This is a genomic window from Mycobacterium sp. NGS64 (assembly GCF_059812245.1).
This window is the reverse complement of record NZ_JCALCI010000001.1, coordinates 1,004,648-1,023,838: the sequence shown is the minus strand read 5'-3', so window position 1 is coordinate 1,023,838 and position 19,191 is coordinate 1,004,648. Positions and strand designations below refer to the sequence as shown.

23 protein-coding genes and 1 pseudogene are annotated in these 19,191 nt (G+C 68.9%); 6 read left to right on the top strand and 18 right to left on the bottom strand.

All coding sequences use genetic code 11. The features are described from left to right. Nucleotides 1-14 precede the first annotated feature (14 nt). The 4 genes from AC5Y4S_RS05125 to dxr all read right to left on the bottom strand — a co-directional run bounded on the left by AC5Y4S_RS05125 (nucleotide 15) and on the right by dxr (nucleotide 4,481). A complete protein-coding gene (locus AC5Y4S_RS05125) occupies nucleotides 15-869 on the bottom strand; it encodes a GNAT family N-acetyltransferase (protein ID WP_068127719.1) in 855 nt (284 codons plus the stop codon). Between the two features lie 62 nt (nucleotides 870-931). Continuing rightward, a complete protein-coding gene (gene ispG, locus AC5Y4S_RS05120) occupies nucleotides 932-2,074 on the bottom strand; it encodes a flavodoxin-dependent (E)-4-hydroxy-3-methylbut-2-enyl-diphosphate synthase (RefSeq protein ID WP_068103500.1) in 1,143 nt (380 codons plus the stop codon). 11 nt (nucleotides 2,075-2,085) lie between these two features. Further along, entirely contained in the window at nucleotides 2,086-3,300 is a 1,215-nt protein-coding gene (locus AC5Y4S_RS05115; protein ID WP_500030523.1) for a M50 family metallopeptidase, read from the bottom strand. After that, nucleotides 3,297-4,481, bottom strand: a complete 1,185-nt coding sequence (gene dxr / locus AC5Y4S_RS05110) for a 1-deoxy-D-xylulose-5-phosphate reductoisomerase (RefSeq protein ID WP_500030519.1) — start codon at nucleotides 4,479-4,481, stop codon at nucleotides 3,297-3,299. The genes AC5Y4S_RS05115 and dxr overlap by 4 nt, the downstream gene beginning before the upstream one ends. Before the next feature lie 79 nt (nucleotides 4,482-4,560). Between dxr and AC5Y4S_RS05105 the strand changes: the two genes are divergently transcribed. Next, nucleotides 4,561-4,815 (top strand): DUF2631 domain-containing protein, encoded by a 255-nt coding sequence (locus AC5Y4S_RS05105; RefSeq protein WP_085185727.1) that lies wholly within the window; start codon nucleotides 4,561-4,563, stop codon nucleotides 4,813-4,815. 12 nt (nucleotides 4,816-4,827) lie between these two features. On the opposite strand, the pseudogene AC5Y4S_RS05100 reads toward AC5Y4S_RS05105, so the two are convergent. The 6 genes and pseudogenes from AC5Y4S_RS05100 to pyrH form a co-directional block, all read right to left on the bottom strand. Beyond that, a pseudogene (locus tag AC5Y4S_RS05100) lies at nucleotides 4,828-5,670 on the bottom strand (cytochrome c biogenesis CcdA family protein); the annotation flags it as partial. A gap of 4 nt (nucleotides 5,671-5,674) precedes the next feature. After that, on the bottom strand, nucleotides 5,675-6,181 hold the full coding sequence (dsbE, locus tag AC5Y4S_RS05095) for a disulfide bond-forming protein DsbE (RefSeq protein WP_500030514.1): 507 nt from the start codon (nucleotides 6,179-6,181) through the stop codon (nucleotides 5,675-5,677). 166 nt (nucleotides 6,182-6,347) lie between these two features. Further along, complete coding sequence (gene rlmN, locus AC5Y4S_RS05090) at nucleotides 6,348-7,442, bottom strand: dual-specificity RNA methyltransferase RlmN (RefSeq protein ID WP_500030509.1); 1,095 nt, start codon at nucleotides 7,440-7,442, stop codon at nucleotides 6,348-6,350. A gap of 28 nt (nucleotides 7,443-7,470) precedes the next feature. Beyond that, complete coding sequence (locus tag AC5Y4S_RS05085; protein WP_500030505.1) at nucleotides 7,471-8,400, bottom strand: phosphatidate cytidylyltransferase; 930 nt, start codon at nucleotides 8,398-8,400, stop codon at nucleotides 7,471-7,473. A 16-nt stretch (nucleotides 8,401-8,416) separates the two neighbouring features. After that, on the bottom strand, nucleotides 8,417-8,974 hold the full coding sequence (frr, locus tag AC5Y4S_RS05080) for a ribosome recycling factor (RefSeq protein WP_068103487.1): 558 nt from the start codon (nucleotides 8,972-8,974) through the stop codon (nucleotides 8,417-8,419). 16 nt (nucleotides 8,975-8,990) lie between these two features. Beyond that, a complete protein-coding gene (gene pyrH, locus AC5Y4S_RS05075) occupies nucleotides 8,991-9,740 on the bottom strand; it encodes a UMP kinase (RefSeq protein WP_085185644.1) in 750 nt (249 codons plus the stop codon). A gap of 303 nt (nucleotides 9,741-10,043) precedes the next feature. Between pyrH and mbp1 the strand changes: the two genes are divergently transcribed. Together mbp1 and AC5Y4S_RS05065 are read left to right on the top strand one after the other, a co-directional pair. Further along, entirely contained in the window at nucleotides 10,044-10,280 is a 237-nt protein-coding gene (gene mbp1 / locus AC5Y4S_RS05070; protein WP_066930240.1) for a microaggregate-binding protein 1, read from the top strand. A 198-nt stretch (nucleotides 10,281-10,478) separates the two neighbouring features. Further along, nucleotides 10,479-11,225, top strand: coding sequence for a winged helix-turn-helix transcriptional regulator (locus AC5Y4S_RS05065; protein WP_500030499.1), 747 nt, complete (start codon nucleotides 10,479-10,481; stop codon nucleotides 11,223-11,225). Nucleotides 11,226-11,255: 30 nt separating this feature from the next. On the opposite strand, the gene AC5Y4S_RS05060 is transcribed toward AC5Y4S_RS05065, so the two are convergent. Both AC5Y4S_RS05060 and AC5Y4S_RS05055 read right to left on the bottom strand, forming a co-directional pair. Then, complete coding sequence (locus AC5Y4S_RS05060; RefSeq protein ID WP_500030495.1) at nucleotides 11,256-12,191, bottom strand: lysophospholipid acyltransferase family protein; 936 nt, start codon at nucleotides 12,189-12,191, stop codon at nucleotides 11,256-11,258. 94 nt (nucleotides 12,192-12,285) lie between these two features. After that, nucleotides 12,286-12,843: an MPT63 family protein gene (locus AC5Y4S_RS05055; RefSeq protein ID WP_500030492.1), complete on the bottom strand. Its 558-nt coding sequence runs from the start codon at nucleotides 12,841-12,843 to the stop codon at nucleotides 12,286-12,288. A 219-nt stretch (nucleotides 12,844-13,062) separates the two neighbouring features. Here AC5Y4S_RS05055 and AC5Y4S_RS05050 point away from each other — a divergent pair, with 219 nt between their 5' ends. Both AC5Y4S_RS05050 and AC5Y4S_RS05045 read left to right on the top strand, forming a co-directional pair. After that, entirely contained in the window at nucleotides 13,063-13,239 is a 177-nt protein-coding gene (locus AC5Y4S_RS05050; RefSeq protein ID WP_500030490.1) for a hypothetical protein, read from the top strand. A gap of 32 nt (nucleotides 13,240-13,271) precedes the next feature. After that, nucleotides 13,272-14,111 (top strand): SDR family oxidoreductase, encoded by an 840-nt coding sequence (locus AC5Y4S_RS05045; protein ID WP_500030486.1) that lies wholly within the window; start codon nucleotides 13,272-13,274, stop codon nucleotides 14,109-14,111. Nucleotides 14,112-14,123: 12 nt separating this feature from the next. Here AC5Y4S_RS05045 and AC5Y4S_RS05040 read toward each other — a convergent pair whose 3' ends face one another. The 3 genes from AC5Y4S_RS05040 to AC5Y4S_RS05030 are packed head-to-tail and all read right to left on the bottom strand — an operon-like array spanning nucleotide 14,124 to nucleotide 15,408. Continuing rightward, nucleotides 14,124-14,399 (bottom strand): DUF2795 domain-containing protein, encoded by a 276-nt coding sequence (locus tag AC5Y4S_RS05040; protein ID WP_500030484.1) that lies wholly within the window; start codon nucleotides 14,397-14,399, stop codon nucleotides 14,124-14,126. A gap of 44 nt (nucleotides 14,400-14,443) precedes the next feature. Continuing rightward, nucleotides 14,444-14,857, bottom strand: a complete 414-nt coding sequence (locus tag AC5Y4S_RS05035) for a ChaB family protein (protein WP_500030481.1) — start codon at nucleotides 14,855-14,857, stop codon at nucleotides 14,444-14,446. Between the two features lie 14 nt (nucleotides 14,858-14,871). Then, entirely contained in the window at nucleotides 14,872-15,408 is a 537-nt protein-coding gene (locus tag AC5Y4S_RS05030; RefSeq protein WP_500030479.1) for a DUF1360 domain-containing protein, read from the bottom strand. Nucleotides 15,409-15,505: 97 nt separating this feature from the next. Here AC5Y4S_RS05030 and AC5Y4S_RS05025 point away from each other — a divergent pair, with 97 nt between their 5' ends. Next, nucleotides 15,506-15,928 carry a MarR family winged helix-turn-helix transcriptional regulator gene (locus tag AC5Y4S_RS05025; protein ID WP_068186655.1) on the top strand — a complete coding sequence of 141 codons (423 nt, stop codon included), beginning with the start codon at nucleotides 15,506-15,508 and terminating at the stop codon, nucleotides 15,926-15,928. Between the two features lie 55 nt (nucleotides 15,929-15,983). Here AC5Y4S_RS05025 and AC5Y4S_RS05020 read toward each other — a convergent pair whose 3' ends face one another. Genes AC5Y4S_RS05020 through rpsB form a run of 3 tightly spaced genes read right to left on the bottom strand, consistent with a single transcriptional unit; the run spans nucleotide 15,984 to nucleotide 19,098 of the window. Beyond that, on the bottom strand, nucleotides 15,984-17,393 hold the full coding sequence (locus AC5Y4S_RS05020; protein ID WP_500030471.1) for an amidase: 1,410 nt from the start codon (nucleotides 17,391-17,393) through the stop codon (nucleotides 15,984-15,986). Between the two features lie 30 nt (nucleotides 17,394-17,423). Continuing rightward, nucleotides 17,424-18,242: a translation elongation factor Ts gene (gene tsf / locus AC5Y4S_RS05015; RefSeq protein WP_500030469.1), complete on the bottom strand. Its 819-nt coding sequence runs from the start codon at nucleotides 18,240-18,242 to the stop codon at nucleotides 17,424-17,426. 10 nt (nucleotides 18,243-18,252) lie between these two features. Further along, nucleotides 18,253-19,098, bottom strand: coding sequence for a 30S ribosomal protein S2 (rpsB, locus tag AC5Y4S_RS05010; protein ID WP_500030468.1), 846 nt, complete (start codon nucleotides 19,096-19,098; stop codon nucleotides 18,253-18,255). Nucleotides 19,099-19,191: the final 93 nt, after the last annotated feature.

The following is a 19,191-nucleotide window of genomic DNA, read 5'->3' as shown; positions in this document are numbered from 1 at the left end:
GCTCGCTCGACGAGCTAGTCCAGCAGGACCGTCGCGAAGGTGCCCACCTCGGCGAAGCCGACCCGCGCGTACGCGGCGCGGGCGACGGTGTTGAAGCTGTTCACGTACAGGCTGGCGACCCGGCCGGTGGCGACGATCACGGCGGCCACGGTCGCGGTGCCCGCGGTGCCGAGGCCGAGGCCGCGCCACTCGGGGTGCACCCAAACCCCTTGGATCTGGCCGACGCCCGGCGACTGCGACCCGACTTCGGCCTTGAAGATCACCTGGCCGTGCTCGAAGCGGGCCCAGGCCCGGCCGGCAGCGATCAGGCTGGCCACCCGTCGGCGGTAGCCGCGACCGCCGTCGCCGAGCCGCGGGTCGACGCCGACTTCGCCGATGAACATGTCGACGGCGGCCACCAGGTAGGCGTCCAGCTCGTCGGGCCGCACCTGCCGCACGCCGGGGTCGATGTCACAGTTCGGGTGGCTGGTCAGCGCCATCAGCGGCTGGTGGTCGCGCACGTCGCGCGCCGGGCCCCAGGCCGGCTCGAGGCGCTCCCACATCGGCATCACCAGGTTGGCCCTGCCGACCAGGGAGGAGCAGCGCCGCGTGGCGCTCATCGCCTCGTCGGCGAAGGCGTTCAGGTCGGCCGGTCCGCCGCGCAGCGGGATGAGGTTGGCGCCGGCGAAGCACAGCGACTCGTCGGGGCCGCGCCGCGTCCACAGCTCCCCGCCGATCGAATTGGGTTCGATGCCGTGGTCGGCCACCCGGGCCGCGACCATGCACGAGCCGACCGGGTCGTCGTTGAGCACCCGCCACACCGCGGCGGCGTCGCGCACCACGGAAACCCGCCGCTCGCCGACAAGGCGAAAGATGGGCGGAGCCGACATCGGGGGAACTCTCTGTGGTGCGAACTGACGATCTTAAAAACAGAGCGGGGCGCGGGCCCCTATTAGCTTACGGTCACAATCGGCGAACCGCTCGGTTCTGTTCCCGGATCGGTACCCATTTCTGACGCGAGTCGCATGGCCTCCTCGATCAGCGTCTCGACGATCTGGGCCTCGGGCACGGTCTTGATCACCTCGCCGCGAACGAAGATCTGCCCCTTGCCATTTCCCGACGCGACGCCCAGGTCGGCCTCGCGGGCCTCGCCCGGACCGTTGACGACGCAGCCCATCACGGCCACCCGCAGCGGGACGTCGAGCCCGTCCAGGCCGGCGGTGACCGCGTTGGCCAGGGTGTAGACGTCGACCTGGGCGCGACCACACGACGGGCACGACACGATCTCGAGGCCGCGGGGCCGCAGGTTCAGCGACTCCAGGATCTGGATGCCGACCTTGACCTCCTCGACGGGCGGCGCCGAGAGCGACACCCGGATGGTGTCGCCGATCCCCCGCGACAGCAGCGCGCCGAAGGCGACCGCCGACTTGATGGTGCCCTGGAACGCCGGACCGGCCTCGGTGACGCCGAGGTGCAGCGGGTAATCGCATTGGGCGGCCAGCTGCTCGTAGGCGGCGACCATCACGACGGGGTCGTTGTGCTTGACGCTGATCTTGATGTCGCCGAAGCCGTGCTCCTCGAACAGCGACGCCTCCCACAGCGCGGACTCGACCAGCGCCTCGGGGGTGGCCTTGCCGTACTTCTCCATGAACCGCTTGTCCAGCGAGCCGGCGTTGACGCCGATGCGGATCGGGATGCCGGCCGCCGCCGCGGCCTTGGCGACCTCGCCGACCCGGCCGTCGAACTCCTTGATGTTGCCGGGGTTCACCCGCACCGCGGCGCACCCGGCGTCGATGGCGGCGAAGATGTACTTCGGCTGGAAGTGGATGTCGGCGATCACCGGGATCTGGCTGTGCCGCGCGATCTCGGCGAGCGCGTCGGCGTCCTCCTGGCGCGGGCAGGCGACACGCACGATGTCGCAGCCCGCGGCGGTCAGCTCCGCGATCTGCTGCAGCGTCGTGTTGACGTCGTGCGTCTTGGTGGTGCACATCGACTGCACCGAGATCGGGTAGTCGCTGCCGACCCCGACGTCGCGCACCATCAGTTGGCGTGTCTTGCGCCGGGGCGCCAGCGTGGGCGGCGGGGCGTCCGGCATTCCCAGGCTGGTCACTGGAACAGCCTGATCGGGTTGACGAGGTCGGCGGTCACGGTCAGCAGCATGTAGCCGACCACGAACACCAGCACCACGTACGTGGCGGGCATCAGCTTGAGGTAGTTCACCGGCGCCGCCGCGACCATGCCGCGCGCCGACCGGATCAGGTTGCGGATCTTCTCGAACACCGCGATGGCGATGTGGCCGCCGTCGAATGGCAGCAGCGGCACCAGGTTGACGGCGCCCAGGATGAGGTTCAGCTGCGCCAGGAAGAACCAGAACGCCACCCACAGCCCGTGGTCGACGGTGTCGCCGCCGATGATGCTGGCGCCGACGACGCTCATCGGCGTTCCCGGGTCGCGCTGCCCGCCGCCGATCGCGTGCACCAGCGCCCCGACCTTCGTCGGGATCGTCACCAGCGCCTTGCCCACCTCGACGGTCAGGTCACCGGCGAACGCGAAGGTGGCCGGTATCGCCGACAGGACGTTGTAGTGCGTCGGCGGGGTCTTGACGGTGCCGACGCCGATGGCGCCAACCGTGGCGGCCTCCGGCTGGCCCTTGGCGCCCTTGGTCAAGTAGCGCTGGGTCGGCGTCACGTCGACGTACGTCGTGATCGTGGTGCCGTCGCGCTCGACGACGACGGGAACGGTGCCGTGCAGCTTGCGCACCGCGGCGGCCATGTCCTCGAACGTGGACACCGGGGTGTCGCCGACCTTGACGACGACGTCGCCGGGGCGGATCCCGGCGGCGGCCGCCGGGCCGGGCCCGGTGCAGTTGCCCAGCTTGCCAGGGGCGGTTTCCGGTGCGACGCAAGCGGTTTCGCCGACGATGGCCTTGGTGGGCGGGTGCAGGTTGGGCAGCCCCCAGACCAGGGCGATGCCGTAGATCAGGACCAGGCAGATGACGAAGTTCATGCCCGGGCCGGCGAACAGCGTCGCGACCCGCTTCCAGGTCGCCTGCTTGTACATGGCGCGATCGGCCTCGTCGGGCTCGAGATCCTCGACCGGGGTCATCCCGGCGATGTCGCAGAAGCCGCCCAGCGGGACGGCCTTGATGCCGTACTCGATCTCGCCGCGCCGGGTCGACCACAGCGTGGGCCCGAAGCCGACAAAATAGCGCCGCACCTTCATGCCGGTGCCGCGCGCGACCCACATGTGGCCGCACTCGTGCAGGGCCACCGAGATCAAGATGGCGAGCGCGAACAGCACGATGCCGATTGCGAACATCATCGGGTTGCTAGGACCTTTCTGACAGCGCGCTGCGCTCGCTCACGTGCCCAGCGCTGCGCGTCCAGTACCTCATCCACGGTAGCGGGTGAAACGGACCATTGGTCGGCGGCGTGCAGCACGTCGGCGACGGTTTTGACGATCGCGGGGAATCCGATTCGGCCGTTCAGGAACGCGTCGGCCGCCTCCTCGTTGGCCGCGTTGTACACGGCGGTCATGCAGCCACCGGTCTGGCCGGCGTGCCGGGCCAGCGCGACGGCGGGGAAAACGTCATTGTCCAGGGGCTCGAATTCCCAGCTAGAGGCCGTGGTGAAGTCGCATGCCGGGGCGGCGCCGGGCACCCGGTCGGGCCAGCCGAGCGCCAGCGAAATGGGGAGCTTCATGTCCGGCGGGCTGGCCTGGGCGATCGTCGAGCCGTCCACGAAGGTGACCATCGAATGAACAATCGACTGGGGGTGCACGACGACGTCGATGCGGTCGTAGGGAATGCCGAACAGCAGGTGGGTCTCGATGAGCTCGAGCCCCTTGTTGACCAGCGACGCCGAGTTCAGCGTGTTCATCGGGCCCATCGACCAGGTGGGGTGGGCGCCCGCCTGCTCGGGCGTGACGGCCTCGAGGTCGGCGGCGGACCAACCGCGGAACGGCCCGCCCGAGGCGGTCAGCACCAACTTGGCGACCTCATTTTTGTCGGGGTCGGGGTTCCCACAGCGCAGGCACTGGGCCAGCGCGGAGTGCTCGGAGTCGACGGGCACGATCTGTCCGGGCCGCGCCGCCCGCAGCACCAGCGGCCCCCCGGCGATCAGCGATTCCTTGTTGGCCAGCGCGAGCCGGGCCCCGGAGTCCAGCGCGGCCAGGGTCGGGCGCAGGCCCAGCGCCCCGACCAGCGCGTTGAGGACGACGTCGGCATCGGTCTCCTGGACCAGCCGGGTCACCGCTTCCGGGCCGCTGTAGGGGACGTCCCCGACCTGCTGCGCGGCGCGCTCGTCGGCGACGGCGATGTTGGTGACGCCGGTCTCGGCGCGCTGGCGCGCCAGCGCGTCGGGGTTGGCCCCACCGGCCGCCAGCCCGACCACCTCGAAACGATCGGGGTTGGCCGCGATGACCTCCAGCGCCTGGGTGCCGATCGAGCCGGTGCTGCCCAGCACCAGCACCCGCAGGCGCCCGCCGGCAGTCGCGTTAGTCACTCACTCATTGTGCCCGCTCGGTCGCGCGGGCGGGTGTGCCAGAATCTCTGCTACCAGCCGATCACGAAGGGGATTCGCCGTGGCCAGTACCGAGGTGGAGCACTACAACGGCGTCGACGTCGCCGAGGTGCCGTCGGCAGCCTGGGGGTGGAGCAAGATCAACGTCCGCACCTGGCACGCGATCGGGCTGTTCATCGTCATATTCCTGCTGGCCATGATGTGGGGCAACCACGTCGGCCACGTCGAGAACTGGTTCCTGGTCGGGTTCGCCATCCTGACGCTCGTCGTGCTGGTGCGCGACCTGTGGGGCCGCCGCCGCGGCTGGATCCGGTAGCGCTCGGCGGAGCCGCTGCGCCCGTCGTCGCCAGGCGGCGCCGACCAGCAACACGAACAGGGCCACCGCCCACGGCAGCACGCCGTGTTGGTGCACCCAGCCGGCCAGCGCCCCCTGCAGGCGGGCGGCGGACATGATCACAGCGTCGTCGGGACTGGCGTTCGCGTTGAACAGGCGCAGTTCGTAGACGCCGTAATAGCCGACGTACAGCCCGACCAGCACCAGCAGCGCCCCACCGATCCGGTTGACCAGCGGCAGGACGCGCCGCAGCCGGTCGGCCAGGGCCGAGCTCGCCGTCGCCGCCGCGACGGCCAGGACGCCCACCACCAACGTCAGCCCCGCGACGTAGGCGAGGTAGACCGAGGCCCCCGTGGCGACCGACCCGCCCCGCAGGCCGGCGGCGGTGACGGCCAGGAAGGGCCCGACGGTGCACGACAGCGACGCGATCGCATAGCTGACGCCATAGGAGTACATGGAGCCCAGCCGCACGGTCGGCGCCCACCGCGGGCCCAGCCGCCGTGGCGTCAGCGCCGTCAACTCCCGGCCCGACAGGAGCCAAAGCCCAAGCGCGACAAGAACAATCCCGATGACCACCGTCGCGTAGGGCAGGTATCGCTGCACGGTCGAGGCCGCCGAGATGGTCAACGCGCCGAACAACCCGAACACCGTCAGGAAGCCGAGCGCCATCCCGACCGTCGCCGCGATCGCCCGGCCGACCAGCGCCAGGCCGCGCCGTTCGGCGTCTTGCCCGCGCACCACGAGGAGCAGGTACGCGGGCAGCATGGCGAACCCGCACGGGTTCAGCGCCGCGACCAATCCGGCCGCGAACGCCAGACCGACCAGACCGCGGTCCACCGGTCTAGCGCAGCGCGGCGACCCGCCCGGCCAGCTCGTCCTGGGGCATGGCCGCGGTGGGGTTGTTCACGAACGTCGAGCTGCCGTCGGCGCGGTAGAACACCCAGGCCGGCTGCCAGGGGACGTTGTAGCGGGCCCAGATCGAGCCGTTGGCGTCGTTGAGGTTGGTGAAATTCAGGTTGTACTTGGAGACGAAGTTCTGCATCGCCCCCACGTCCGAATGCGCCGCGACGCCGACGAACGTGACGCCCGGATTGGCGGCGGCCACCTGGCTGAGGCCGGGGGCCTCGGCGTTGCAGAACGGGCACCACGGCGTCCAGAACCACAGCACCGCCGGTTTGCCCTGCAGGCTGGCGCCGTTGAACGGCGCACCGCTGAGCGTCGTGCCGCTGAATTGCAGCCGGTCGTCGGCGGCAGCCGAGCGCGGCGCGTCGGCGAGCCCGAATATCAGGGCGGCGGCGAAAAGCGCGGCGGCAAGGAGCTTGAGCGGAGTCAAGAGCCGAAACATCATGGCATCACCTCGTTTGCTGGTTATGCCTAAATGACGCGGCGCGGGCCCTCTCGGTTCACCCTTCGGCGGCCAGCTGTCCGCAGGCTGGGTCCGATCGCCTGCGCTCCAGCTACCCGCCTTCGGCGGCCAGCTGTCCGCAGGCTGGGTCCGATCGCCTGCGCTCCAGCTACCCGCCTTCGGCGGCCAGCTGTCCGCAGGCGGCGCTGATCTCACGCCCCCGCGTGTCGCGCACCGTGCAGGAGACGCCCCTCGACCGCACCCGCCGGACGAACTCGCGCTCCACCGCCTTCGGGCTGGCGTCCCAGTCACTGCCGGGGGTGGGGTTGAGCGGGATCAGGTTCACGTGCACCAGCGGGCCGAGCGCGCCGTGCAGCCGCTTGCCCAGCAGGTCGGCCCGCCAGGGCTGGTCGTTGACGTCGCGGATCAATGCGTACTCCACCGACACCCGCCGGCCGGTCACGTCGGCGTAGTAGCGGGCCGCGTCGAGGGCCTCAGCGATCTTCCATCGGTTGTTGACCGGGACGAGCGTGTCGCGCAGTTCGTCGTCGGGCGCGTGCAACGACAGCGCCAGGGTGACGCCGAGGCGCTCGTCGGCGAGTTTGCGAATGGCGGGAACCAGGCCGACGGTAGACACCGTCACCGAGCGCGCCGAAATCCCGAAGCCCTGCGGCGGCGCCTCGGTGATGCGCCGGACCGCGGCCAGCACCCGGTTGTAGTTCGCCAGCGGCTCCCCCATGCCCATGAAGACCACGTTCGACAGCCGGTCGCCGAACTCGTCGCGCAACTCCGCCGCGCCGGCGCGCACCTGCTCGAGGATCTCGGCGGTGGACAGGTTCCTGGTCAGGCCGCCCTGGCCGGTGGCGCAGAACGGGCACGCCATCCCGCAGCCGGCTTGCGACGAGATGCACACCGTGTTGCGGTCGGGGTAGCGCATCAGCACCGACTCGACGGTGGCGCCATCGAGGGCCCGCCACAACGTCTTTCGCGTCTGCCCGGCATCGCAGGTGACCTCGGCGGCCGCGGTGAGCAGGGTGGGGAACATCGCCTCGGCGATCGCGTCGCGCACGGCCGCCGGAAGGTCGGTCATCTCCCGAGGGTCGGCGATCAGCCGGCCGTAATACTGATGCGCGAGCTGCTTGGCGCGAAAGGCCGGCAGGCCCAGCTCCGCGACGGCCGACGCGCGGCCGGCGGCGTCGAGGTCGGCCAGGTGCCGCGGCGGCTTGCTCGGGCGCGGCTCGGTGAACACCAATTGTTGGACCATGACGTGTCCAGTATCGCGATCGCCACGCCTAGGGAACTAGGGTCAGCACGATCCACGCCGCGACGGCGGACGGGAGGACCCCGTCGAGGCGATCCATCAGACCGCCGTGGCCGGGCAGCAGCCGGCCCATGTCTTTGATGCCGAGGTCGCGCTTGACCTGTGACTCCACCAGGTCGCCCAGCGTGCAGGTCATCACGAGGACGACGCCCAGCAGCGCCCCGATCCACAGCGGCTTCTCGGCCAGGAAGGTCGCGGTCAGGATCGCGGCGGTGATGCCAAACACCAGCGATCCGACCAACCCCTCCCAGGACTTCTTCGGGCTGATCGCCGGGACCATCGGATGCTTGCCCAGCAGCACGCCCACGGCGTAGCCGCCCACGTCGGACGCGACGACGGTGATCATCAGGCAGAACACCCGTCCGGCGCCATCCTTCGGGTAGACCAGCAGCGCGGCGAAGGAGGCGAACAGCGGGACCCAGGCGGCCAGGAAGACGGTGGCGGACGCGTCACGCAGGTAGTTCGCCGACGGCGATCCGGCAAACGGCTCGGGTCGGTGGCTGTTGTCCTGCATGAACAGCCGCCAAACATTGCACGCCACCACGGTCGCCGCGAAACCGGCCAGCGCGCCGGCAGCGTGGTATGGCCACGTCAGCCACACCGTGACCTGCCCACCGAGCAGCAGCGGGATGAGCGGGATGACGTATCCGGCTTCGCGCAGCCGCCGCACCACCTCGTGGCTGGCCACCAGGATGGCCCCGGCGCAGTAGAGCACCCAGACGTGGGGGGCGAAGATCAGCGTCACGACGAGAACGGCGCCGATGCTGACGCCCACCGCGATCGCGGCGCGCAGGTCGCGTCCCGCCCGCGACGTCTTCGTGACCGGCTGCTGTGTGGGGTTTTTCGGCGGACGCGGGGGCTCGTCGGGCGGAGTGCCTGCGCCGGTGGTTGCCACGGACATGATTGCTGAGCGGCCGCTAGACCTCCAGCAGCTCGCCTTCTTTGTGCTTGACCAACTCATCGATCTGGGTGACGTACTGATGGGTGGTCTTGTCCAGGTCCTTCTCGGCCCGGCTGACCTCGTCCTCGCCGGCCTCGCCGTCCTTGCGGATCCGGTGCAGCTCCTCCATCGCCTTGCGACGGATGTTGCGCACCGACACGCGGGCCTCTTCCCCCTTGTGCTTGGCCTGCTTGACCAGCTCGCGGCGGCGCTCCTCGGTGAGCTGCGGCACCGCCACCCGGATCAGGGTGCCGTCGTTGGTGGGATTGACCCCCAGGTCGGAGTTGCGGATCGCCGTCTCGATGGCGTGCAGCTGGCTGGTCTCGTAGGGCTTGATGACGACGAGGCGCGCCTCGGGGACGTTGATGCTGGCCAGCTGCGTGATCGGCGTGTTGGTGCCGTAGTAGTCGATGACGATCCGGTTGAACATGCCCGGGTTGGCGCGGCCGGTTCGGATGGTGGACAGGTCGTCGCGGGCTACGGATACCGCCTTCTCCATCTTCTCTTCCGCGTCGAAGAGAGCTTCGTCGATCATTTTCCGCGTCTTCCCCTCAGGTCGTAACCAGCGTTCCGATCTTCTCACCAGCGACCGCACGAGCGATATTCCCATTGGTCAGCAGGTTGAACACCAGGATCGGCATGCCATTGTCCATGCACAGGCTGAACGCCGTGGCATCGGCCACGCGCAGCCCGCGGTCGATGACCTCGCGATGGCTGATCGCGGTGATCAGCTCGGCCTCGGGGTTGTGCCGCGGATCGGCGGAAAACACGCCGTCCACCGCCTTGGCCATCAAGACCACCTCGGCGCCGATCTCCAGCGCCCGCTGCGCGGCCGTGGTGTCCGTGGAGAAGTACGGCAGGCCCATGCCGGCCCCGAAGATCACCACCCGGCCCTTCTCCAGGTGCCGGACGGCGCGCAGCGGCAGGTACGGCTCGGCGACCTGGCCCATGGTGATCGCCGTCTGGACCCGCGTGACGATGCCCTCCTTTTCCAGGAAGTCCTGCAGGGCGAGGCTGTTCATGACCGTGCCGAGCATGCCCATGTAGTCCGACCGGGTGCGCTCCATGCCCCGCTGCTGAAGCTGCGCGCCGCGGAAGAAGTTCCCGCCGCCGATCACCACCGCGACCTGGACGCCGCCGCGGACCACCTCGGCGATCTGGCGGGCGACCTGCGCCACCACGTCGGGATCCAGCCCGACCTGGCCGCCGCCAAACATTTCACCGCCGAGCTTGAGCAATACTCTCGAATACTTGGATCGGCTCTCCGGCTGGCCGGAAGCCCCGTTCGTCGGCTCCGTCATCAGACTCCTCGCATGAGAGTGCCATCCCGGGGCGAACTCATCCGGAACGGCATTTCACATCCTGCCTCATCGCAGCACAATGTTGCGCCGGCGGGGTGCATTATCTGCGCAGTTGGCGATTTCCTTCCGGTGTCGGATGTTTGAGCGAGCGGCGCGTCGGGGAATCCGCACCAACGCGGGGGGCGAACCTAAGGCCTTGAGAATAAGGGCCAAGCCTCGCCGTGTGACGGGGCCGATCGCTTGGGCGGTCGGCGTTGAGCGGGAATCGCTCAGCCACGCACGCCAATGAGGAGGAACAGATCCATGGCGGACAACAAATCGGGACCTGCCGAAGCCGTTAAGGGCGTCGTCGAGGACGTCAAAGGCAAGGCCAAGGAAGCAGTCGGCGCGGTGACCGGTCGGGACGACCTGACGCGCGAGGGCGAGGCCCAGCAGGACAAGGCGGAAGCCCAGCGCGACGCGGCCAAGAAGGAAGCGCAAGCGGAGGCCGCTCGCGGCGGCGCCGAGGCGGCCGAAGAGCGTCAGAAGGCCAACCAGTAGCTTGTCGCTGCAATGGGTCCGGTCCGTGAAAACGGGCCGGACCCATTGACTTTCCCGGGGCAGAGTCTTGATCCTGTGCACACGCGCAATAAACTTTGCATAGTTGACTCTGAATCGGGTACTCAGCGCTGCGCTGGCAGACATCTCGCCGTGAGGTGCCTACGGGTGGGGGGCGATGACAAACTCACGAGTTTGGAGATGTCTTTGGAAGTTCTACTGCTCACCGACGCAGACGATTTCGAATCGGCCCTACCCACGCTGAGGTCGTTCACCCAAACCGTGCGGCGCGCCCCGCTTATGGGCCATATCGACGGGCACCGCGGCAGCGCCGACGTCGCGATCATCGACGCGCGCACCGACCTCGACGCGGCGAGGGCGGCCTGCCGGCGCCTGACGGCCGATGCACCGTCCATCGCGGTGGTGGCCGTGGTGACATCGGCGGACTTTGTGGCGGTGGACGTGGATTGGCATTTCGACGACGTGCTGCTGCCCGCCGCCGGGGCCGACGAACTGCAGGCCCGGCTGCGGCTGGCGATTTCGCGGCGGCGCAGCGCGATGGACGGCAGCCTGAAATTCGGCGACCTGGTGCTGCACCCGGCCAGCTTCACGGGCGCGCTGAACGGCCAGGACTTGGGCCTCACGCTCACCGAGTTCAAGTTGTTGAATTTCCTTGTGCAGCATGCCGGCCGGGCGTTCACCCGCACCCGGCTGATGCACGAGGTGTGGGGTTATGACTGCAACGGCCGCGTCCGCACGGTCGATGTCCACGTGCGGCGGCTGCGCGCAAAGCTCGGTCCCGAACACGAATCGATGATCGACACCGTCCGCGGCGTCGGCTATATGGCGCCGACCCCGCCGCAACCGCAATGGGTTATCAGTGGCTCGACGTTGACCCCGGTCTGGACGTCGACGGCGCGGCCCACGACGGATCCCGTCGCTCAATAGCGTTGCCGCGCCGCGGCTTTCGCGGACCAATCAGGCAAATAGCGGTAACGCCCGCTTGCGCGCCAGCGCGTCCATGCCCTCCTGGATGGCGTCTTCGACCTCGTGGTACTTGCGGTCGATGTACTCATCGTCTTCGGCGCGCGCGGGATCGTGGTCCAGCTCGACGGCGGGCATGAAGCGGGTCCGGATCTTGGCCGGAAGCGGCAATTGGGGCAGCGCCGCCGGGGCGATCCCCCACGGCAGCGAGACCGCCAGCGGGAAGACCTTGAGCCGCAGCACGCGGTCGAGTTTGAGCGCCTTGGACAGCCGGTCGCCGCGGATCAGCACCGGCATCGCGTCGGCGCCGCCGACGGTCGCGATCGGCACGATGGGCACCCCGGCGCGAATCGCCATTTTCACGAAGCCCTTTCGGCCCGCCAGGTTGGCGCAATCCCGTTCACGCCACGGGCGCAGCGAGTCCACTTCCCCGCCAGGCCACAGCGCCACGTCGCGCCCCTCCGCCAACGCCGTGGCGATCGCGTCCGGCGCGGCCGGGAGCACGCCCATGCACCGGAAGTACCGCCCGAAGAGCGGGATGGCCATCAACGCGTCGTGCGCCGTGCCGTGCAGGGGGCGGTCCTGACCGAAGCGCCGCCACCATTGCAGGCCGACGGTCCAGGCGTCCCAGACGAACGGGGCACCCGAGTGGATGCCCACCAACAGGGCAGGCGGCTCGGGGATGTTCTCCCAGCCGTCGATCTCCATGCGGAACCAGTAGTCCACCAGTACATTCCAGAAAAACTTCTGGCGCTGCAACGTGGCTTCGTCCTGGCCGCTGAGATCCCATTGCCCGGCGCGCTTGGCCAGCCAGCCGCTGATGCCGCCGTCCTGCCGGCTGCGCCGCTCGTCCATGCTCACCCGCGCCCGCCGGGCGTGGAGCTTCGCTTGCGCACGTACTTCCGCTGGTCTGTGATCGGGGTTACTCATGGGTTTCGCATACCCGATTCCGGCGCGCGGGATTCGCGTGTACGCAAATCTCCCCGCGCTATCGGGGTAGCGCGGGGAGATGCTTGCAACCGGATCAGGTGTGCGGCGCCGGGGCGGGCGGTTGGCCCGGAGCCGGACTCGCGTTCGGCGGGACACCGGGAGCCGCGCCGCCAGGCACGTTCGACGTCCACATCAGGATGTCCTGCAATCCGTCGTTGTAGACGACGCCGTTCGGGGGCGCGCCGGTCACGTCGAAGTACAGCGTGCCGGTCGACTCTTGGCCCTGCGGAATCGGCGCCGGGTTCAGGCTGCCTGGGGCGCCAGGCTTGTCGATCAGCTTGTAAGTCTGACCGTTGGGCCCGCGGGCGCTGAAGTCCTTGACCATTGGGGTAACGATCCCGGCGTCCGACCTGGCCGTGATGTCGGCCTGGTACAGCGTCCCCTTCGGGGTGTAGCCCGGAATCGAAACGTTGCTCGGCTGCAGGTTGCTCACCGTGTAGTTGGTGATCATGGGCCCGTCGACGAGTTGTTCGCTGGTGCCGAACCCCTGGATGTTGGGCGCAGCGGAAGCGGTTCCCGCCGCCAATAGGGCTGCGGCCGCTATGCCGCCGGCGGCAATGCCACTCTTTAGGGCCGTTGTGGTGACCTTCATGGTTTTCCTTTCGTGTCGAACACCCACGCAGGGCGATATCCACTGGGCTTCTCATAACCCTTTGCTTCCGGCGCTAAACACAAATGAATCGCGCCGCAGCGCTTTTCGAGCCACAGAATTCACAGGGGCATCATTGGTTGCCGATTGCCCGGTGATTATTTGTGCCGCGAGAGGGTAGCCGCAGCCTATAACTCACCTGCCTACCCGAGGGGGCCGCCGATGGAACGCGGGAACGCCAAGCACAGTCCACGCGAAGACGACGAACTGAAGCACGAGCTCAGCGGGACGATGCAGGGCAATCGGTCCAGCCGGGCGGAGGAATGGCGCGAACCCGAGCCGCCCGCCGACGACGATCCCGACATTCCCACGGCCGGGCCAGCAACCCGCGAATCGTAAAACTCACCCGAATCACGAAAGGGGAAGTGGCCATGAGCTTTCCGGCTCAGCAACAAACCGCTCCCGGCATTCAGGCACAAATGCAGCCCATTCCGGACTGCGGCGAAAACAGCTACCGGGGCTCGGGAAAGCTCACCGGCAAAAAGGCGATCATCACCGGCGGCGATAGCGGCATCGGCCGCGCGGTCGCGATTGCATTTGCCCGCGAAGGCGCCGACGTGCTGATCTCCTACCTCAACGAGGACGACGACGCCCACGACGTCGCCCGCTACGTCGAAGACGCGGGCCGCAAGTGCGTGCTGGTCCCCGGCGACCTGTCCGACCCGGCCCACTGCCGCGCCGTCGTAGACCGGGCGGTAAACGGACTCGGCGGCGTCGACATCCTCGTCAACAACGCCGCCTACCAGATGATGCACAAGGACCTCGAGGAGATCAGCGACGAGGAATGGGACTACACCTTCCGGCTCAACGTCGGCGCGTACTTCTACCTCGTCAAGGCGGCGCTGCCGCACATGCGCCCCGGCTCGTCGATCATCGGGAGTTCCTCGGTCAACTCCGATACGCCCAATCCGACCCTGGCGCCCTACGCGGCCACCAAGGCGGCCATTGCCAACTTTTCGGCTAGCCTGGCACAGCTGTTGGGCGACAAGGGAATCCGTGTCAACAGCGTGGCCCCGGGCCCGATCTGGACGCCGCTGATTCCGTCGACGATGCCCCCGGACAGCGTGGAATCCTTCGGGGAGAACGTGCCGTTGGGGCGCGCCGGCCAGCCGGCCGAGCTGGCGCCCGTCTACGTGCTGCTGGCCTCCGACGATGCGAGTTACATCTCCGGGGCACGGGTGGCGGTGACGGGCGGGCGGCCGATTCTATAGCGCGAAAGGCGTTCAGGAGCCGCGGTTTTCGCCCAGCTCCTCGACGATCGGGCTTTCGGCGCCGGGCTTCCCGGCGCCATTGCTGTCCCCTTCGTCGGCGATGGTCACCGAAGACGCGACCTGGGCCACATTGTTGTAGGTCTCCGGCGGGATCCCGCGCAGGACGCGGACGGTGTCGTCGTCGCAGCCGTTGCGGTCTGCGGCGTCGAGCAAGTCTTGCTTGTTGGCCGGAAAGTCCACGTCGTTGAGGCACTTTCGGAGTTGACTGCGGGTAGTAGACGCGACCATGGCTCTCGGGATGCCCAGCGAATGCCGGACTAAACGCGCCGAATTCAGCGGCCGCGCACCCGCCGGTTCTCTTTCTTGATCGCCTCGACGAGCTCCGATTTGCTCATCGTGGAGCGGCCGCGCACGTCGAGCCGGCGCGCGACGTCGAGCAGGTGCTTCTTGCTGGCGTTGGCGTCGACGCCCTCGGCCGAGCGGCCGGTGTTACGCGGGCCGCCGCCCTCGGCCAGCTCGTCCGACGGGCCCTTCTCCTCTTTGGGCTCCCAGTGGTCGCCGACCTTTTCGAAGCTGTGCTTGAGCGCCGAGTACGCCACCCGGTGGGCCCGCTCCTCGTCGCCGTATTCGTCGGCCGCCGAGTCGTGGGTTTTCGCGAACGTGCGTTGCGCTTTGGCGTTGGAACGGCGCAGGGTGCTGGGCAATTCGCTCTTCTTCGGCGCGCCGCCCTTCGTGGTCTTGGGCATCGGTCCTCCTCGTGTCAGCCCTCGGTGATCTGCTGTGCCTTGGCGTAGGCGAGCTGCAGGAAGTCCGCGCCCGCCAGGGCGGTGAAGGTTCCCGCGATCAGGCGGGTCAACCTGGGCGCGAAGATCAGCCCGATGACGAACGCGGTGGCCACCCACATGTCGAGGCAGAAGGGGCAGGTCAACAGCTCGCCGAGGCTGTGGCGCAGCGCGCTGCCATGCCGGGTTTCCTCCATCACCTCGGCCGGGCCGCCCGTACCCGCGTAGTGCGCGAGGGGCGCCCGCAACGGGCTGGTCACCGCGTCCTTGGAGATCGTGCGCGACAACTTGTGGGTGCCGATTGTGACAGTGACGAGGTCCTGCAGGCTCCAGCGCTGCGGCAGCCTGCGTCCGGTGGCCGCGGCTAAAACGCCCGTGAGCGCGACCAGCAGGCCGTAAATGCCCAGGACCACCGAGTAACCCTCGAGTGGTCGGGGGTTGTCCCCGCGGTACGCGTCAGCCTCGCGCCGCGCGCGTTCGGCCATGCGTTCGGTAACTTCGGTTGCTTCGCCCATGGGCGTGGGTTACCCCTTTGCGGCGGGGAAAATCACTAGGGGGCCGCACCGGCCGACGTGCGAGGCGGCGTGCCCGGGATATGTCAAGATCGCTGACATGGGTGGTCAGGTTGAAGACGCTCCGCTCGGTTACCTGCTGTACCGGGTGGGAGCCGTGTTGCGGCCGGAGGTTTCCGCGGTGCTCGGTCCGTTGGGCCTGACGCTGCCCGAATTCGTTTGCATGCGCATCCTTTCGATGAATCCGGGCATGTCCAGCGCGGAATTGTCCCGGCACACCAACGTCACACCGCAGGCGATGAACACCGTGCTGCGGGGCCTGCAGGACGTTGGCGCGGTGGAACGGCCGGCTTCGGTTTCCTCGGGGCGGGCGTTACCCGCGACCCTGACGGTTCAGGGCCGCGCGCTGCTGAAGCGCGCGGAAGCCGCGGTCCGGACCGCCGACGCCCGGGTGCTGAGCAAGCTGACGGAGGCGCAGCGGCGCGAGTTCAAGCGCACGCTGGAAAAGCTCGGATCCGACTGACCAGCGGCGATCGCGAGGGCGGCGAAGCCGGGCGAAGCGGGTCGCCGCCATTGAGCTAGCCCGCCGCTTCGATGCGGGCCCACGGGCGGGCCTCTTCGAGCTCGTAGGCCAGCTCCAGCAGCAGCGATTCCTGGCCGACGTCGGCCGAGAGCATCATGCCCACCGGCATACCGTCGGCGGATTGCGCCAGCGGCAGCGAGATCGCCGGCTCGCCGGTGACGTTCTGCAGCGGGGTGAACGAGACCCAGTCGATCAGCCGCTCGATGACCTGGTGGTAGTCGGTGGGTGCCAGGTGCCCGATGCGGGGCGTCTCGTCGGCGAGGGTGGGCGTGAGCACCGCGTCGTGGGTGCCGAAGAACCGTGCGGTACGCCGCCGGGCCCGGCGCAGGCGCATGATCGCCAGCGGCAGCCGGTGCAGGTTGCGGGCGCAGTGCCGTTCCAGGCCCAGGGTCAGGCTGTCCAGCCGCGTGCGGTCGAACGTCTTGCCGAACATCCGCGGCCCGCCGCGCACCTGCGCCAGCGCTAGGAAGCCCCAATACAGTACGAAGTCGTCGACGAAGCTGGCCGCCACCGGCGGCTCGTCGATGTGTTCGACGCGGTGGCCCAGCTCCTCGAGCAGCGCCGCCGACTTGAGCGTCAGCTCCCGCACCTGGGCACTGCTCTCCCGTTGCACCGATCGGGTCAGCACGGCAATCCGCAGCCGCTGCCGGCCGGGTCCGGTCACGTCGCCGACCGGCGCCAGCTTGTGGTTGCGCCAGGCGCGCTCGGCCTCGCGGTAGAACGCCGCCGTGTCGCGGACCGACCGCGTCACCACGCCGTTGGCGACGACGCCCACGGGCATCCGGCGCAGGTGCGCGTCCAGCGGCAACCGGCCGCGTGACGGCTTCAGCCCGACCAGGCCGTTGCAGGCCGCGGGGATGCGGATCGAGCCGCCGCCGTCGTTGGCGTGCGCGATCGGCACGACCCCCGCGGCGACGAACGCGCCGGATCCCGACGACGAGGCGCCCGCGCTGTAGTCGGTGTCCCACGGGTTGCGGACCGGGCCCAGGCGGGGGTGTTCGGCGGACGCGCTGAAGCCGAACTCCGACAACTGCGTCTTTCCGACGGGCGTCAGCCCGGTGTCGAGGAACACCCGGGTGAACTCGCCGTCGGAGGTGGCGTTCCACGGCCGCCACGCGTCGGTACCGTGCATCGTCGGCTGGCCCGCGATGTCGATGTTGTCCTTGATGAACGTCGGGACGCCACTAAAGAAACCGTCCGGCGGGTCGGCCGATGCCGCGGCGCGCGCCTGGTCGAACGCCGCGAACGCCAGCCCGTTGAGCGCCGGGTCGACGGCCTCGGTGCGGGCGATGGCGGCCTCGATGACCTCGGCTCTGCCGACCGAGCCGGCCCTTATGGCGTCGGCCAGGCCGACCGCGTCGAGATCACCGAGGGCATCGTCGCCGAAAGCGTGCACGCGTCGCATGACACGACGCTAGCCGCTCGAGCTGTGCGGTTAAGCCTGGCCCACCTCGAAGCGAACGAACCGCGTCACCGTGACGCCGGCCTCGTCGAGCAGGGCCTTGACGGTCTTCTTGTTGTCGGACACCGACGGCTGCTCGAGCAGCACCGCGTCCTTGAAGAAGCCGTTGAGCCGGCCCTCGACGATCTTGGGCAGCGCCTGCTCCGGCTTGCCCTCGGCCTTGGCGGTCTCCTCGGCGATGCGGCGCTCGCTGGCCACGACGTCCTCGGGCACGTCGTCGCGGGACAGGTAGCGCGCCTTGAGCGCGGCGATCTGCAGCGCGACGGCGTGCGCGGCCTCCTGGCCGCCGCCGCCCTCGTACTCGACCAGCACGCCGACCGCGGGCGGCAGGTCCGCCGCGCGCTTGTGCAGGTAGGTCTCGACAGTGCCGTCGAAGAACGCCACGCGCCGCAGCTCGAGCTTCTCGCCGATCTTGGCCGACAGGTCGGCGATGGCCTGCTCGACCGTCGTGGCCCCGGTGCTGGCCCCCTTCAGGGCGTCGACGTCGGTGGCCTTGGACTCGGCCGCCGCCGCGACGATCTCGTCCGCGAGCTTCTGGAACTCGGCGTTCTTGGCGACGAAGTCGGTCTCGGAGTTGAGCTCGATGAGCGCCCCGCCCTTGGCCGCGACCAGGCCTTCGGCCGTGGCCCGCTCGGCGCGCTTGCCGACGTCCTTGGCGCCCTTGATCCGCAGCGCCTCGACGGCCTTGTCGAAGTCGCCGTCGGTCTCGGCCAGCGCGTTCTTGCAGTCCAACATGCCGGCGCCGGTGAGCTCGCGAAGCCGCTTGACGTCGGCGGCGGTGAAGTTCGCCATATCAACCTTCCTATGAGGTTTCAGGGGTTGTTTCGGGTGCGCCCCCAGCGGCGTCGGTGGTGGCTGTAGTGGCGGCCGTCGTAGTCGCCGAGGCCAACAGCTCCTGCTCCCATTCCGCCAGCGGCTCGGCCGACTCCGCCTCGGGCTTGCCGTCGCCGCGGCCCAGCCCGGCGCGGGCCTGCAGCCCCTCGGCGACCGCGGAGGCGATCACCTTGGTCAGCAGCGCGGCCGAGCGGATCGCGTCGTCGTTGCCCGGGATCGGGTAGTCGACCTCGTCCGGGTCGCAGTTGGTGTCCAGGATCGCGATGACCGGGATGCCCAGCTTGCGGGCCTCGCCGACGGCGATGTGCTCCTTGTTGGTGTCGACGACCCAGATCGCCGACGGCACCTTGTTCATGTCGCGGATACCGCCGAGGCTGCGCTCCAGCTTGTTCTTCTCCCGGGTCAGGCCCAGGATCTCCTTCTTGGTGCGGCCCTCGAAGCCGCCGGTCTGCTCCATCGCCTCGAGCTCCTTGAGGCGCTGCAGCCGCTTGTGCACCGTGGAGAAGTTGGTGAGCATGCCGCCCAGCCAGCGCTGGTTGACGTAGGGCATGCCGACGCGGGTCGCCTCGGCCGCGACCGATTCCTGCGCCTGCTTCTTGGTGCCGACGAACAGCACCGACCCACCGTGGGCGACGGTCTCCTTGACGAACTCGTACGCCTTGTCGATGAAGGTCAGCGTCTGCTGCAGGTCGATGATGTAGATGCCGTTGCGGTCGGTGAAGATGAACCGCTTCATCTTGGGATTCCAGCGACGGGTCTGATGCCCGAAGTGGGTGCCGCTGTCAAGCAGCTGCTTCATGGTTACGACAGCCATTGCCGCCATTCCTTTGTTGTCGGTTGTCGCCCGGCATCGGGTGAGGCCGGGCCCTGGCGCCTGCTGAGATGTCGAACCCTTACTCGGGACCGC

Excerpts from the sequence above, each read along its gene's own strand:
- tsf (WP_500030469.1), bottom strand. The coding sequence starts at position 18,242 with ATGGCGAACTTCACCGCCGCCGACGTCAAGCGGCTTCGCGAGCTCACC.
- pyrH (WP_085185644.1), bottom strand. The coding sequence starts at position 9,740 with ATGACGGAGCCGACGAACGGGGCTTCCGGCCAGCCGGAGAGCCGATCC.
- mbp1 (WP_066930240.1), top strand. The coding sequence starts at position 10,044 with ATGGCGGACAACAAATCGGGACCTGCCGAAGCCGTTAAGGGCGTCGTC.
- AC5Y4S_RS05055 (WP_500030492.1), bottom strand. The coding sequence starts at position 12,843 with ATGAAGGTCACCACAACGGCCCTAAAGAGTGGCATTGCCGCCGGCGGC.
- rlmN (WP_500030509.1), bottom strand. The coding sequence starts at position 7,442 with ATGGTCCAACAATTGGTGTTCACCGAGCCGCGCCCGAGCAAGCCGCCG.
- ispG (WP_068103500.1), bottom strand. The coding sequence starts at position 2,074 with ATGCCGGACGCCCCGCCGCCCACGCTGGCGCCCCGGCGCAAGACACGC.
- AC5Y4S_RS05060 (WP_500030495.1), bottom strand. The coding sequence starts at position 12,191 with ATGAGTAACCCCGATCACAGACCAGCGGAAGTACGTGCGCAAGCGAAG.
- AC5Y4S_RS05085 (WP_500030505.1), bottom strand. The coding sequence starts at position 8,400 with ATGTCCGTGGCAACCACCGGCGCAGGCACTCCGCCCGACGAGCCCCCG.
- AC5Y4S_RS05115 (WP_500030523.1), bottom strand. The coding sequence starts at position 3,300 with ATGATGTTCGCAATCGGCATCGTGCTGTTCGCGCTCGCCATCTTGATC.
- AC5Y4S_RS05125 (WP_068127719.1), bottom strand. The coding sequence starts at position 869 with ATGTCGGCTCCGCCCATCTTTCGCCTTGTCGGCGAGCGGCGGGTTTCC.
- AC5Y4S_RS05020 (WP_500030471.1), bottom strand. The coding sequence starts at position 17,393 with ATGCGACGCGTGCACGCTTTCGGCGACGATGCCCTCGGTGATCTCGAC.
- AC5Y4S_RS05065 (WP_500030499.1), top strand. The coding sequence starts at position 10,479 with ATGTCTTTGGAAGTTCTACTGCTCACCGACGCAGACGATTTCGAATCG.
- AC5Y4S_RS05030 (WP_500030479.1), bottom strand. The coding sequence starts at position 15,408 with ATGGGCGAAGCAACCGAAGTTACCGAACGCATGGCCGAACGCGCGCGG.
- AC5Y4S_RS05035 (WP_500030481.1), bottom strand. The coding sequence starts at position 14,857 with ATGCCCAAGACCACGAAGGGCGGCGCGCCGAAGAAGAGCGAATTGCCC.
- frr (WP_068103487.1), bottom strand. The coding sequence starts at position 8,974 with ATGATCGACGAAGCTCTCTTCGACGCGGAAGAGAAGATGGAGAAGGCG.
- AC5Y4S_RS05025 (WP_068186655.1), top strand. The coding sequence starts at position 15,506 with ATGGGTGGTCAGGTTGAAGACGCTCCGCTCGGTTACCTGCTGTACCGG.
- AC5Y4S_RS05050 (WP_500030490.1), top strand. The coding sequence starts at position 13,063 with ATGGAACGCGGGAACGCCAAGCACAGTCCACGCGAAGACGACGAACTG.
- dsbE (WP_500030514.1), bottom strand. The coding sequence starts at position 6,181 with ATGATGTTTCGGCTCTTGACTCCGCTCAAGCTCCTTGCCGCCGCGCTT.
- AC5Y4S_RS05045 (WP_500030486.1), top strand. The coding sequence starts at position 13,272 with ATGAGCTTTCCGGCTCAGCAACAAACCGCTCCCGGCATTCAGGCACAA.
- rpsB (WP_500030468.1), bottom strand. The coding sequence starts at position 19,098 with ATGGCTGTCGTAACCATGAAGCAGCTGCTTGACAGCGGCACCCACTTC.
- AC5Y4S_RS05040 (WP_500030484.1), bottom strand. The coding sequence starts at position 14,399 with ATGGTCGCGTCTACTACCCGCAGTCAACTCCGAAAGTGCCTCAACGAC.